At 66.6% G+C, this 13,815-nt stretch carries 12 protein-coding genes and 1 pseudogene; 8 read left to right on the plus strand and 5 right to left on the minus strand.

Annotated elements, in window-relative coordinates:
* Positions 1–139 precede the first annotated feature (139 nt).
* Both ACWDRB_RS51175 and ACWDRB_RS51180 read left to right on the plus strand, forming a co-directional pair.
* Positions 140–553 (plus strand): hypothetical protein, encoded by a 414-nt coding sequence (locus ACWDRB_RS51175; RefSeq protein WP_449907497.1) that lies wholly within the window; start codon positions 140–142, stop codon positions 551–553.
* 164 nt (positions 554–717) lie between these two features.
* Positions 718–1,368 carry a hypothetical protein gene (locus ACWDRB_RS51180; RefSeq protein WP_449907498.1) on the plus strand — a complete coding sequence of 217 codons (651 nt, stop codon included), beginning with the start codon at positions 718–720 and terminating at the stop codon, positions 1,366–1,368.
* Positions 1,369–1,833: 465 nt separating this feature from the next.
* Here the strand turns inward: ACWDRB_RS51180 and ACWDRB_RS51185 are convergent, their stop codons facing one another.
* Together ACWDRB_RS51185 and ACWDRB_RS51190 are read right to left on the minus strand one after the other, a co-directional pair.
* Positions 1,834–2,187 carry a tyrosine-type recombinase/integrase gene (locus tag ACWDRB_RS51185; RefSeq protein ID WP_449907500.1) on the minus strand — a complete coding sequence of 118 codons (354 nt, stop codon included), beginning with the start codon at positions 2,185–2,187 and terminating at the stop codon, positions 1,834–1,836.
* 63 nt (positions 2,188–2,250) lie between these two features.
* On the minus strand, positions 2,251–3,051 hold the full coding sequence (locus ACWDRB_RS51190) for a hypothetical protein (RefSeq protein WP_449907502.1): 801 nt from the start codon (positions 3,049–3,051) through the stop codon (positions 2,251–2,253).
* A gap of 206 nt (positions 3,052–3,257) precedes the next feature.
* Here ACWDRB_RS51190 and ACWDRB_RS51195 point away from each other — a divergent pair, with 206 nt between their 5' ends.
* Positions 3,258–4,352, plus strand: coding sequence for a hypothetical protein (locus tag ACWDRB_RS51195; protein WP_449907504.1), 1,095 nt, complete (start codon positions 3,258–3,260; stop codon positions 4,350–4,352).
* 260 nt (positions 4,353–4,612) lie between these two features.
* Here ACWDRB_RS51195 and ACWDRB_RS51200 read toward each other — a convergent pair whose 3' ends face one another.
* Positions 4,613–5,671 (minus strand): hypothetical protein, encoded by a 1,059-nt coding sequence (locus tag ACWDRB_RS51200; protein ID WP_449907506.1) that lies wholly within the window; start codon positions 5,669–5,671, stop codon positions 4,613–4,615.
* A 135-nt stretch (positions 5,672–5,806) separates the two neighbouring features.
* Between ACWDRB_RS51200 and ACWDRB_RS51205 the strand changes: the two genes are divergently transcribed.
* The 3 genes from ACWDRB_RS51205 (at position 5,807) to ACWDRB_RS51215 (ending at position 8,067) form a co-directional block, all read left to right on the plus strand.
* Positions 5,807–6,313: a hypothetical protein gene (locus ACWDRB_RS51205; RefSeq protein WP_449907508.1), complete on the plus strand. Its 507-nt coding sequence runs from the start codon at positions 5,807–5,809 to the stop codon at positions 6,311–6,313.
* 299 nt (positions 6,314–6,612) lie between these two features.
* Positions 6,613–7,062, plus strand: coding sequence for a hypothetical protein (locus ACWDRB_RS51210; RefSeq protein WP_449907510.1), 450 nt, complete (start codon positions 6,613–6,615; stop codon positions 7,060–7,062).
* Between the two features lie 165 nt (positions 7,063–7,227).
* The gene (locus ACWDRB_RS51215) at positions 7,228–8,067 is read left to right on the plus strand and encodes a hypothetical protein (protein WP_449907512.1); all 840 of its coding nucleotides are present in this window, start codon (positions 7,228–7,230) and stop codon (positions 8,065–8,067) included.
* Positions 8,068–8,197: 130 nt separating this feature from the next.
* Here the strand turns inward: ACWDRB_RS51215 and ACWDRB_RS51220 are convergent, their stop codons facing one another.
* The gene (locus ACWDRB_RS51220; protein ID WP_449907514.1) at positions 8,198–9,214 is read right to left on the minus strand and encodes a LysR family transcriptional regulator; all 1,017 of its coding nucleotides are present in this window, start codon (positions 9,212–9,214) and stop codon (positions 8,198–8,200) included.
* 84 nt (positions 9,215–9,298) lie between these two features.
* Between ACWDRB_RS51220 and ACWDRB_RS51225 the strand changes: the two genes are divergently transcribed.
* Positions 9,299–9,463, plus strand: coding sequence for a hypothetical protein (locus ACWDRB_RS51225; RefSeq protein WP_449907516.1), 165 nt, complete (start codon positions 9,299–9,301; stop codon positions 9,461–9,463).
* A 223-nt stretch (positions 9,464–9,686) separates the two neighbouring features.
* Positions 9,687–12,827 (plus strand): BTAD domain-containing putative transcriptional regulator, encoded by a 3,141-nt coding sequence (locus tag ACWDRB_RS51230; protein ID WP_449907518.1) that lies wholly within the window; start codon positions 9,687–9,689, stop codon positions 12,825–12,827.
* Positions 12,828–12,889: 62 nt separating this feature from the next.
* Here ACWDRB_RS51230 and ACWDRB_RS51235 read toward each other — a convergent pair.
* Positions 12,890–13,687, minus strand: a pseudogene (locus tag ACWDRB_RS51235) (ATP-binding cassette domain-containing protein); the annotation flags it as partial.
* Positions 13,688–13,815 lie beyond the last annotated feature (128 nt).

The raw sequence follows: 13,815 nt of genomic DNA on the forward strand, positions 1-13,815 counted from the left end.
CGCCGCGATCTGGCACAACCACGCAACCAACGCCCCGATCACCCGGTCACTGACCGCCTACGACCACTGACCGGAGATCGGACTTACTCGTCTAGAGGAGAAGTTTCCGGAACATCACCGATCACGAAGCGAGGCAATCGTGCAAAACGTCGTGCTGGGCGGGGCACTGGCGATCGTCGGAAGCATTGTCGGGACCATCCTTGTTCATTTCCTGCAGCGCAGCCGAGAAAAGCAAGCACGATACTTCGATCAACGGAAGGTGGCACACATCGACTTTGCACAAGCCTTCGATCGACTTCGAGAGCGAGTGGCAGACTCCGACTATCACGGTGAGCGGCCATCCGATCATGACTACCGCATCTACGGGGACCTGCCCAATCTCCTGACGGTTGTTCAGGTCTTTGCCCAGCAAGCTACCTATCAGGCAGCCTGTAAGGCAATGGATCAGCTGAAAGAATGGATTGCAAGTGATGGCGTGGCAGATCCTGCACTCGTCGACGCAGCCTTCGACGTGTACCTGCAGTATGTACGCAAGGAACTAGGAGTGGCGTAGCGGCACCCTCAGAAATATTGCCCTCACCGATCAAAAGTCGGATCATTTTGTCGACGTCGAAGATCACCGTGAGATCACGCCAGAAGCCTAGCTCGGTTACGTAGTGTGCCTGTGCGGGCGAATATCAGCGATAATAGATGCCTTCATGCTTGATAATGGCCGTCATGGGAAAGCTTCGCCCCGAGGAAAGATGGGTTTTCGCATGTATCCAGGCGGCGCTGCCTGGGATTAATGTGCGTCAACATGACGATGGTTCAGAATCGGGCATGCACGACCTCAATCTGTTCTCTCAGGACGGAGCTCTCCGGGGAGCGGTGGAGGTCAGCGCGGCAGCTGACGGCGACTCCATCGAGCTGTGGAAGCTCGTGAATGGTCAGGGGCGCCGTATCTACTCCAGTCTTGCTGGCGGATGGTTCCTGAGACTCCAGCCGTTGACACGTGTGAAGCCTCTTCTCCAGGCGCTTCCCGCGCTGCTTGCCGACTGGGAACAGCGGGGGATCCGGGAATTCTCGCGGTGGGACAGCAGCGACCCGACCTTCGCGCAAGCCTTCAAGCTGGGCATCGTTGGTGCTGGCCAGAGCGGCACCGATTTCCCTGGGAGCGTGTACTTCACCATCGAGCTGCCACCCGACAAAGCGGGCGGGTTCGTCGCCGATACTGGAGATACCTTGGCTCAGTGGGTGGGCGACTGGCTGTGGGAGGCCGGACAGGCGGATGTCCTCCGCAAGCTCGCCAAGTCCGGCGCGCCACGCCGCCATGCCTTCGTTCTGTTCCCCGGCTTTACCACTGCCCCTTCAAGGTGGCCGACTTGCTGATGCGAGATTCCGCACCGCTTCCGACTGCCTCGCCAAGTCTTCCCGCCGAGGTGACAGATGTGTGGGCCATGAGCACGTGGAACTCTGGTGGCGGGTTCCGGTGGTCGGCGGATGACGGCTGGGTCAGGTTCACGAAGGTCCTGGAGATCGATTCCTTGGAGATCATCTCCGAGGACTGAGGTCACGTCCATGGAAGTGGTGTACAGCAGTTGTGTACAGCAACACCGTCTTACGCGATCACGCCGCACCGGCCCGCATCCACCACTTCACCTGGGCGTAAGAGCGCTGACGAGACGTCCGCCCTTCCCTACGGATCAGAAGGTTACGGGTTCGACTCCTATCGGCCGCGCACAGTCGAAAGGCCCGCCACCAGGGAAATCCTGGAGCGGGCCTTCGTGTTTGTCAGGACAATCTCGGGATCTTGCTAACACCCTTACTAACAGCGTGGCTCCCGGGTGGCTCCCACTACTCCCCGATCGCCTGGGCGAAGACGTCCGCCGCCGACGCTTCCGCCGCACGGATCACGTGCGCGTACACGCGAAGCGTGATCGACGGGTCGGCGTGGCCGAGGCGGGCCGCGACGACGTGGACGGGCACGCCAGCCAGGAGAAGCGTGGTCGCGTGGATGTGGCGGAGGTCGTGCAGCCGAGCGTGCGGCAGCTGGGCGTTCAGGTGGGCCGCGTTGTGGCGCTTGATCAGAATCGGGAAGAGCGAGCTGACGGTGTCTGGGTGCACTGGCTCGTCCCGGCCAGTGGTGAATACGTAGTCGCCTCCCCCTCGCCACTCAGGTCCGACCTTCAGCTTGCCGGCGGCCTGCATCTTGTGCTGGTTACGGAGTACCTGGATCGTGCCGTCGTCGAGACTGACGATGCGCCCGCTACCTCATCGTCTGGCCGCCGGCTGCACGATGTCCGGACCGCCGGTGTGCGGCGTTGGAAAGTACGCGGGGTGCGGCTTCGGCAGCGCCGCCGCACACGCCGCAGAACATGCATTCACCAGGAAAGGCAGCACGTCGGTACCGACCGGGCGAGAGATCCAGACCTGGTGAAGCTCACCTTGGACCGGCCCGTCGCAGATGCTGCAGGTCCGCACCGCGTCGGCGCCCCACACGCCCGGGTCGAGCGCTGCGAAGTCTGCCTCTCCTACGCCGGTCACCGGCCGCAGCTTCGGAAACGGCGGCCGGAACTTGAAATTGCCGTAGAGGACGCGCGTGCTCACCGTGCTGTCGGCCAACTTGGCGCATCTGGTCAGCTCGTACGGATACCAATGCAGTCTGTGGGAGGTGTAGGGCTCGAAGACCTCAAGGCTCGTCATGGCCCCGATCTCGGGCGGGATGCGAACCAGATTTGTGCCGTAGAGCACCAGATGTTTGACGGCGGTCAGCTTCGCGATCGCTGGCGGTAGCGTGACAATCTGCCGCCGCTCGGGAGCGCTCAGATCCACGAACGGCTTGAATACCGTCCGTCCATCCGCAACCGCCTCGTCGATCAGCGCAAGCAGATACTGCCAGCCCGCCGCCTCGGTGTCCTGCCGGTCCCCGTGGAAGGAGACGGTCGCAGGCCGGGTCGCGGCCGAGTGGCCGACGCACTGGCAACGATCGCGGGCAGGCCCGCCCGCACTGGGTCCGACCGCATCCGCAAAACGGTTGGGAAACAGCTGCGGCGTGATCTCGTCTGACCCCATGGGCGGAGCATACCGGGACCTCATCGACCTGACTCGCACGCACATCGACACATCCGGGCGCCAACTCGATCCGCTCACCATGACACCCCATAGCGCACGGTCGGCGGCATGAGCGGATGTTGGCCGAGTACGTCGACGTCCTGGAACACGCGAGGGTCATCCGAATCGGGACTCAGCTGACAAGGCCGCCCTGTACGGTGTGTTGCGTGCCAGAGGTCGAAGTGGATTTCGGTGCCGGACCGAGGCGGATCGCAAGCTCGACACGTGTGCTCAACCTCGGTGGAGGCGACAGCAGTCTCGCCCCCGCCGAGGGCCCTGTCGACTGGTCGCAGTTGGACAAGCTTCCGGCGTGTATCACCGTTGAGTGGTCGGGCACCGAGCGCGGCATCGTCGACGCGCTCGCCACGCACTCCAATATCCGATTCCTGTACTGGAACGAGGCTTCCGGCGATATCGACCTCACCACCACCCGCCTTGGCACGGTGCGGCTGGACGGTGCCCGGCTACGCAGTGTCCGCCTTCCAACGTCGGTCACCTCGTTGCTCCTGCGGAGGCCGCCAGCAACGCTGCAGGTTGACGCGCCCGATTCGGGCCATCGGCTGGACCTGCGGCTCTTTCAGTACGGACCAGACGTCGTGATCCCGGACGGTCTGCGAGGTATATCCAAACTGTGGCTCTGGGTCGGGAGGACGGTGTCCGCCAGAGTCCTGGCCGGGTTGAACGACCTGGAGGAGCTGACGATCACGTTCGGCGATCCGCCCGGTGCCTTCACCGATCTGGACGAGCTGCACGCACTCCACCTCCTCCGGTCACTGCAGCTCGACGATGCCTACGGCCTGGATCCGGACGAGCTGCCGGAACCGCCGTCGCTGCGCCGCATCGAGCTTCAAGGGACCAGGCGTAAAACCGCAGCCGCGGTCAAGACGCGGTTCGAAGACAGTGGGATCGAAGTAACGATCAGCGGTGCCAAGTCAGAGGCGTGGCTGGCGGGCCACATGGATAACCCGTTCCGGGACTGGGTGGAGGACTCCGAGACATTCGCAACGGCCGCATGCGAGGCCTACACCCGCGCACTGCGCGCAGCCGAGGCGATCGCGCCTGAGGCACCCGAAGGTAGGGAGGCCGCCGAACGGGTCCTGCGTCGATTCGTCGCCGACCTCAACGCGATCGAATCCGAGTACGGCTTGATCGATACGAACTATCGCGAACAAGCTTGGGATGTGTTCCGCAACCTGGCCGAACGCACCCATGTCCCCGCCCAGCAGGCCAGTCAGTGGTTTGATGACGGTCGCCGGTTCTGATCTCACCAGCACGGTTCTGTGACGTAACGAACGTACCGGCACGTCCGGGCGCCGATTCGATCCGCTCACCATGTCACCCCATAGCGCGCTGTCGGCGGCAGATCCGGACGCTTGTCGGTCTATCGATGATGTCGCCAGGCTGCGGCACACACCTCTATCCAGGTCGCGAGACAGCCTTGAACGATCGTGTTCTCACTCGTAATGAAGTGCTCTGGGCGTAGATACCCTTCCGGGGCCGCGGGACCTGCGTCGTTGCGCTCCTACCGGCTCGGCGTGAAGGACGAGACGATCAGCCAGATGGCGCCGGCCACGATCATGATCGCGACGGCGACATCCCTCGTCCGGCTGGAGATCAGGCCTTTCAGCTGTCCGCGGATTATGCTTCGTGCCAGGTGAACGGTGCCGGCCCAGGAGAGCCGTACCTGGGGGTGCCAAGCGGCCGAGGCGACGAGGACGGCCGCGAGAAGCAGGCGCCAGCGCACCGAATCGGCGAAAAGCAGCCCGAAGGGGTCACTCGTCAGGCTGGTGTACGTCACGATGTCGAGCAGTACGAAGAGAAGAAGAGCCGCTGCGGCCGCGGTGCCGGTTGTGCGTTTCCACAGGGTTGGAGCGGTGGCTGTCGCGGCCGCCGCCAGTGCAACGATGACGACCGGCAGACCGATCGTGTCAGCGTCACTGGACCACCACGTGAGGCCGTCCCAGGAGGACGCCTCGGCCACGTAGACGGCGCTCAGGAACACGTCGTATGTGGCCGGAAGGCGGTGGAACATGGCCGCCCATGCTGCCGCGACGGCGGCGCCTGCCCAAAAGATCATCCCGTACTTCCTGCGGGGCAGGGGTGATCGGGCCGCCAGAAGCAGCGCCCCTGCGGCCATCGGATACGAGATGATCAGAAGCCAGGGCGGTGCGACCGCATGTTCGCGCCCGGTGCATGGATCGGGGCCCGGCAGGAGAAACGCGACGACGAGCCCGTACGCGAGCACTGTGGCGATCGCGGCGACGGCCGTGAACGTGGCTCGGCGTGAGCCGTACAGGACAAGGACGGCCACGGCGATCGGCAGCAAGAGAACGGCCCAGAACAGCAGCTCTCCCGGCAGGTCGTCCGGCGCGTAAACACCCAGCCCGTACGGACCAGCCAGCGCATACGGACCTTCCCTCGAAGAGAAAGCGGGGGCCGCCGAGGAACAGAACCAGCCGACGCTCTGCCTACCTACCCCGAAGGTGGTCAGGATCACCGGTCCGGACGCGGCCACAACCGCACCGAAGCGCAGCAACACCGCCTTCGGGGAGGGCACATACGCCGCAGGATCCTGTATCACGGCACCTTCCCCCGGAAACGATCAATCGGGGTCAGGGTAGTGGATGACCATCGGCTGAGAGGGGCCGCTTTCAGGGCATGGACACTACCTTCGTTCGGTTTCTCTCCACGGATGGGAGCCTGCAATGATCAGCGGATGGAGTTAGTGCTCGACCCGCCGCACGGGATCGGTCCGCTGCGGCTCGGGATGACGCCGGACGAGGCACGAGCGGCGCTCGAAACGTTAGGTCCGCTGGAGTCGACCGCCTACGGTGAGCTGGCCGTGCACCTGACGAGCGGGCTTGGGTTCAGTGTGGGCTTCGGGGCGGGGCCGACGCGGGACCGGGTCAATGCGATCGAGGTGTGGCGTCCGCACGAGCGCGACGTGGTGCGATACCGCGACGTCGACATCTTTGGCTTGCCCGCGCTGGAGGTCGTGGAGCGGCTCCGAAGCCACATCGACCTCATGCCGAACGAAGACGATGACGGGTTCACCGCGCGAGCGTTATACCTCGCGTTGTGGCGACCGTTCGCAGCCGATGACGACCCAGATGAGGCGCAGGGGCACTTCTTCCAATCGGTGCTCGTGGCCCGGCCGGGCTACGACGACGCTCCCGCCGAGGCAGCGGCCCGGCTGGCCTCTGGGGGCGAACCCGGCTACTGATTAGCCCAGGACTGTGCGTTTGCCTCGCTCCGCCCTTCCGACGTCATCGCCGCGACATATATGGCACACGCTCATCGGCAGAAGAGGACGACAGCACGGGTCCGAACCCTGCACACGGCGGACTGCGGGCACCCAAGATTCGTGAGACAAACGTCATGTCGTACTCACGATCGTGTCGCTGGACCGTGCATTGTTTCGGTCCCCGACATGCTCAACTCCAGTGACGTCTCGTGCTCATGGCGAGCGACGGATAACACACTGGACGAGGTGAGCGTTGGCCGGCGTGGGATAACAGTGAGATGGTGGCGGCCACCTTGGTGCAGTTCCCGAAGCCCTACATTGCAGATCCTGACGATCGCTGGGACGAGAACGCGGCGTTCATCGCGCGCGCGGTCCGATGTCCTGCGTTTGCTGGAACGAGGTCCATCGCCTGCGCGCTCTGCTGGAGAGAGCGCATCACGATGACGCCGATGGTGGCCGGTCTTGCTAACGACGTTGCTAACAACGTCCCTGGATACCGATGGACGTTCGTAGAAAGCGATCATGTCGAGGGCATCGGTGAGCAGGCATTTTCTGACACCGGTAGACGCTGGTGGACGATCTCGAACTGGCTACGGATCAGAAGGTTACGGGTTCGACTCCTGTCGGCCGCGCTCCAGCTCAAAGGCCCTTCGGCTTCAGTCCGAAGGGCCTTTTTCGTGGTCATACAGCAGCGTTTTACAGCAACGCCCCCGAGGTTAACCATCTGATTCGGTAGTCAGACGCCTATTCAACCGGTCGAGCGCCCGGATCGGGTGGCTAGGAGTACTGGGGCGCATGGTTCGGGTAGTGGAAGCGCGGCCCTTGAATCCGCCGTCTGGGCCGATCCTCCCGGCGAGTGCCGCACAGTGCCGTCGTACGGGACCCTGAGACACATGAACGACGATGTCTATTCGGGTCACCACTGGCGTTCCCTGTACGAGGGCGTCTTTGACCACGAGGGCGACGGACTGGGCGACATGCTGCTGCGGTGGCTGGATGAGCATCCGGGGCACGTGGCGGAGGTGAGGGAGGCAGGCCAGCCCGAAAGTCACCTGATCCCTCTGGGGAAGCTGCCCAGGAGGGGATACAGCCCACTGGTGCGGTTGTATGCCGTGAACCGCATCCTCGACCTGCTCATCTTGAACTACCAGGATCCCCCGGACGATCCGGCAGCGAGCCCGAACGAGGTTTACCCACCGGTCGGCGTCTATCCCGCCTTCTGTGAGGCGCTGGGTGCGGACCGGATCGGTAGGCGGGGCTTCCATCCGTTCTTCCACGAGGTCGTCGAGGTACGGCCGGTCGACGATCCCGATGAGCCACCCTCGATCACCGAGGAGCGCTGGCCCGGTTACATGATGGGATCGATGCTGCTGACGCGGGCCGGGGTGGTTGCCACCGCCGGGGCGCAGCATCTGGTTGCGGGGGTTGCCGATCGCTCCAGCCTGTATTGGACCTTCTGGCGCCGGTCACGATTCACCCACGACCTCTCGCACGGTTGGGGGAGCAACTCACAGTGGAGAACTGACTTCCGCCGCGACTACCTGGTCGACGGCCGATTGCACTACAACGTGGACGAGGCCCTGGATTCGCACAACGAGCAGTGGGCGGACGAGGACCTCGACCCGGCGTCGAAGATCGGGATTGTCCGGTACCGGTGCAGCACCGTCGTCGATCACGGTGATGACCTCTTCCCCTACAACGATCATCATGTCGAGCTGGCCCCTGCGGACTGACCTTAGGCACCCCGGAAAGGGCCCGCCACCAGGGAAAACCTGGAGCGGGCCTTCGTGCTTTTCAGGACGATCTACGCGGTGCGTGATCGACGGGCGCGCTGCCCGTCCACGTCGTTGCGGGTCGCCTCGGTCATGCCGACCGCCGTCCCGAACCTGGGCCCGCCTCGGAGACGCCATCCCCGCGACCATGTCTCGACCGCTTCAGCAGCGTCTCGTCGGCCTCGGGCAGCCAGGAGTGCGGAGGCCGACGCAGCCAGAGTTCCACGCCTCGGATCTCCGTCACGGCCTGGAGCAGCGCGTCCAGACCTGGATGCCGCAGGCCCTCAGGGAAGACGAGGTTCTCCAGGGCGAGCGGCACGGGATCGACCAGCGGCCGCACCACGGCGCCGGGGATTCCGCCGACCTTCGCCGTGGCCAGCACGGGTTCTCGGTGCCGTTGCAGGTAGAGGCCCATCTCGTGGGATCCGACCGGTGGCGCGTGTGGCGTGGCCAGGGTGAGCCCGAACTCCTCCGCCAGGCGCTCGCCCAGGTCGGTCCACTCGGTGGTCGCGGGATTGCCCGCCATGGCGTCCAGCGGGAAATCGGCCAGCACGCCGAGCGGCACCTCCTCCAGCGCGGCCAGCGGATGATCCTCGGACACCAGCACGGCGAGCGGATCCAGCTGTACGGGCACCTGGGCCAGCCCCTTGCGCACGGAAGCGGGCAGTCCGGCGAAGCGGCCGAACGACACGTCGAGACGCCCCTCCCGCATGGCGGCGGCCCCGGAGGCCAGCCCGCCGTGGAAGCGGGCGAGGATCTCCACTCCCGGCGCCAGCTCCCTGGCCCTGACCAGCGGCCGCGGCGGTTCGTGCCCCTGCATGTTGACGTCCACGAGCAGCGGCCCTCGGGCGCTGGAGACCTCCGCGACCAGCTCGTCATGCAGCGCGAGCAGCCGCCTGGCCCCGGACAGCAGCCGCGCTCCCGCAGGGGTCAGCTCCACCCGCCGGGTGGTCCTGGTGAACAGCGCCTGCCCGAGTTGCTCCTCCAGCCGCCGCACGTCGCGGCTGAGCGCCTGCTGGGCCACGTACAGGCGGGCGGCGGCGCGGCCGAAGTGCAGCTCCTCGGCGACGGTCACGAACACCCTGAGCAGCCGGGGATGCAGGTCCACGCGGCAACATTAACAACAGATCCGCGTTAATCCCGGCCTTTCCGGTGTTGGACCCGGCGTCGTGATCTCCGTCAGGGTGGACCCATGATCCCCATGAAAGAGCTGCTCAGCGGCATGCCGCTGTCGCCCACCCAGATCGGCGTCCTCCTGAGCCTGGTCCACCCACCGGGGCTGACGGCTCAGAACGTCACAAGCGGGTGGCCCACGAAGAGGCCGAAGCGCAGGAGGTTCAGCACCGGCACGACGTAGTGCTGCGGCAGCGGGGATCAAGGCGCCCAGGTTTGACCTGCTGACCGACCAGTCCGGCAGGCAGACTACGGGCCGGTCCCGGGTGCCGGCGGCTCAGGCCGCGGGCATCCGCCGCTGCCGCAGGGGTCGCCGAAGACCCAAAACGCTCGCCTGACCTGCGACAACGCCTTCGGATTGCATGCGGTGGCGGTAGTCGTCGCCGCGGTTCGGCACAATTACCGATATGCGAGTCGGATTGCTCGGACCGTTCGAGGTTCGGAACCATGACGGGGCCGTGGTGGAGGTTCCCGGGATTCGGCTGCGCGCACTGCTGGCGGCGCTCGCCCTCGAACCCGGCCGGATCGTCACGCGTGCGAGGCTGGTGGACTGGATCTGGGGGGAAGAGCCGCCCGCGGACGAAGTGAACGCCTTGCAGGCGCTGGTGTCCAGGCTGCGCAGGGTGTTGCCGGCCGGTGTGATCGAGGCGGATTCCGGCGGGTACCGGCTGGCCCTGGCTGCTGATGCCGTGGACGTGTCCCGGTTCGAGCAGCTGGTCGGTCAGGCCCGTGCCGCCGAGCCTGCGGCGCGGGCGGATCTGCTGCGCCCGGCCTTGGCGTTGTGGCGTGGTACGGCCATGGCGGACATCGCGCTGCAAGGCAGCGACGCGTTCGACTCCGCGGTCGCGCGTCTGAACGAGCTCTACGTCGCCGCGCTCGGGGACCGGGTGGATGCCGACATCCGCCTCGGCCACGGCTCGGAGTTGGTCTCCGAGCTGACCGACCTGGTTGCCACGTACCCGCTGCGGGAGGGGTTCGTGGCGGCCTTGATGCGAGCGCTCGCCGAGGCGGGACGTGAGAACGAGGCGTTGACCCTGTACCAGCGGACGCGCGAGCGGCTCGCCGAGGAGCTGGGCGCCGATCCGTCGGCCGAGCTCTCCGCGCTGCACACCGCGTTGCTCCGCGGCGAGCTGGGCCGGCGAACGGAGAACCACAGGACGAACCTGCGCGCCGAGCTGACGAGTTTCGTCGGCAAGGATGACGACGTCTCCGCGGTCGCCGAACTGGCCGTCAAGCACCGGCTGGTCACCTTGACGGGGGCGGGCGGCTCGGGCAAGACCCGGCTGGCCACGGAGACCGCGCGAACGATGCTCGCCGAGCTGCCGGATGGGGCGTGGCTGGTCGAACTGGCCTCGGTGGGGGCAGGCGGTGAGCTGGCGCAGGCCGTTCTCACCGCGATCGGCCTGCGTGACCAGGCATTGCTCGGTGGCGCTCGGGCCGGGGACCCGATGGATCGGCTCATCACCGCGGTCCGGGAGCGCACGATCCTGCTGATCCTGGACAACTGCGAGCACGTGATCGAGGCGGCCGCGGCCTTCGCGGATCGGCTCCTGGGAGAGTGCCGCAGGCTGCGGATCCTGGCCACGAGCAGGGAACCGCTCGGTATCTTCGGGGAAGTCCTGTGGGGGGTCGAGCCACTCGCGCTGCCCGCCGAGGGAGCCGACCCCTCCGAGGTCGCGTCCTCGTCCGCGGTGCGGCTGCTGCGGGACCGCGCGGGTCTGGTGCGCAAGGACATCGGCTCCGACGCGCACACCTTGGCGACCATGGCGCGGATCTGCCGGGCGCTCGACGGGATGCCGCTGGCGATCGAGCTGGCCGCGGCACGGCTGCGCACCATGTCCGTCGATCAGCTGGCACGCGGGCTCGATGACCGTTTCCGTCTGTTGACCGGCGGCAGCCGTACGGCGCTTTCCCGGCACAAGACGCTGCGCGCGGTCGTGGACTACAGCTGGGACCTGTTGACCGAGGCCGAACGTGGCGTGCTGCGGCGGCTGTCGGTGTTCTCCGGCGGGGCGAGCCTGGAGGCGGCCGAACGGGTGTGCGGGGGCGAGGCGTTCGCCGGGGAGCAGGTGTTCGACGTGCTCACCGCGTTGATGGAGAAGTCGCTGCTGCTCGCCGACGGCGAGGACACGCCGCGCTACCGGATGCTCAACACCATCAGGGAGTACGCGGCGCACCGGCTCGCCGAAGCCGGGGAGACCGAGCAGGCGCGCCGGGCGCACCTTGCGTACTTCACCGAGCTGGCCGAGACGGCCGATCCGCACCTGCGTCGGGCCGAGCAACTGGAATGGCTGTCCACGCTCGAGCCCGAGCACGACAACATCAGCGCGGCCCTGCGCGGGGCGATCGCCGAGGGATGGGCCGAGGAGGCGACGCGGCTGGTCGGGGCCGCGGGCTGGTACTACTTCAGCAGGCACAGGGTCGAGGGCGCCGAGTTGAGCATCGCGGCGGTCTCGCTGCCCGGTGAGGTGCCCGATGAGGTGCGGGCGTTGGCGTGCCTGCTCGTGACCATCTTCGTGAGCTCCGGGGTCGGCGGCGATCAGTATCAGGCGCGGGAGTGGATCCAGGAGGCGTACCGGTTGTCCCAGCGCAGCGGGTATCACCACCCGCTGCTCGGGTTCGTCGGGCTGCTGGAGCGGATTCTGGAGGGTCCGACGGACTTCCTGCCCGCGTTGGAGCCGCTCATCACCGACGATGATCCATGGGTGCGCGCGCAGGCCAGGCTCACTCGTGGCCGGTTCCGGCTCACGCTCGGCGGCGACGAGACCGACGTGGACGTCGACGCCAAGATCGCCCTTGCCGAGTTCCGCACGCTGGGTGACCGGTGGGGGATCTCGTTGGCGCTGACCTTCCTGGCCGAACGGCTCGCCATGCGCGGCGAGTTCACGCGCGCGTGTGAGCACTACGAAGAGGCGGCCGTGGCGCTGACCGAGATAGGCGCGACCGAGGACGTGATCGGCCTGCGGGCGCGGCAGGCTCAGCTGTACTGGCTGCTCGGCGATGAGCGATCCAGCACGTCCGCCATGGCAGAAGCGCAGCGGTGCGCGGGCGGGATCGCGTGGCCGGACGCGCTTGCCGAGCTGGCGCTGTCGAAGGCGGTGCTGGCGCGCTGGCGCGGCGAGCAGGAACAGGCACACGAGCACCTGACCACGGTGCAAGCGGTGCTGGGCGACTCGGACAGGGTCGGCTCCATCTTTGCCAAGACCATGGACCTGTACGGCTACCTCACCGAGGATCTCGAGACGGCCCGCGCGCACCGGACCGAGGCGTTCCGCATGACTGTGGAGCATGCGTATCTACCGGCGGTCGCCGAGCTGTTGATCGGGATCGCGGATCTCGCGCTGCGCCAGGGACAGTACGAGCAGGCCGCGCGACTGCTCGGGGCGAGCGACAGCGTGCGCGGCACGCCGGATCGTTCGCTGCCGGACGCTTCCAGGATCGCCGCGGACACGCGGAATCGCCTCGGCGAAACCCTGTTCACCGAGGCGACCCATGACGGTGCGCGGAGGGACTGGCGCGAGCTGGCCGAGATCACGCTCGCTTCGTGAACGACGCGCGCGCCCACAGGTAGCCGATCAACATGATCCCCACACACCAGGCGGTCGCCGTGTGCGCTGACCTCCTTGTTCCCGTGACCGGTGAGGGCGAGGAAGACGTCGTCCAGGTCCGGGGTATGCACCGACAATTCCTCGACTTCTATGGAATGCGCGTCGAGCCGATCGAGCAGCGCGCGCAACGACCTCACCCCGCCGTCGCCGGGTACCCGCAAGGTCAGCTCCTCGTCGTCCCTTGTGGACACGTGTAACACCTGTGCCGCGGCGTCGAGCCCGTGCCGACCGGTGAACCGCAGCCGGACATGGCTGCCGGGAACCTGGCGCTTGAGCTCGTCGGCGGTGCCCTCGGCGACCAGCCTGCCCTGGTCGAGTACGGCGATACGGTCGGCGAGCTGATCGGCCTCCTCGAGATACTGGGTGACCAGTTCCCGGATGATCTCCCACAGGGTGCGGCGGCTGCGCGGATCGAGTCCCGTCGTGGGCTCGTCCAGGAAGATGATCTGCGGGTTGCCGACCAGCGTCATGGCGAGGTCCAGCTTGCGGCGCATGCCGCCGGAGTAGGACGCCGCCGGTTTGCTCGCCGCTTCGACCAGGTCGAACCGGTCGAGCAGCCGGCCGGCGATTCGTCTGCCCTTGGGCAGGTGCAGGAGGTCCGCCATCAGCAGCAGGTTCTCCTCGCCGGTGAGCAGGTCGTCCACCGAGGCGAACTGCCCGGTGACCCCGATCGCCGCCCGCACCGCCTTGGTCTCCGTGACCACGTCGTGCCCGGCGACGACCACCTTGCCGGCGTCGGGGGTCAGCAGCGTGGTCAGCACGTTCACCGTCGTGGTCTTCCCGGCACCGTTAGCGGCGAGGTCCCGTCAGTAGTCCGGCATGATGCCGATCAAGGTGGGATCGGCGTCATCGCCGCGCAGCTCCAGGCCGGTGACGATCTGGGCGAGCTCGGCGGCCTTGACCAGGTCACCCTCCGTCTCCATGCCCA

The sequence above is a fragment of the Nonomuraea sp. NPDC003707 genome (assembly GCF_053587055.1).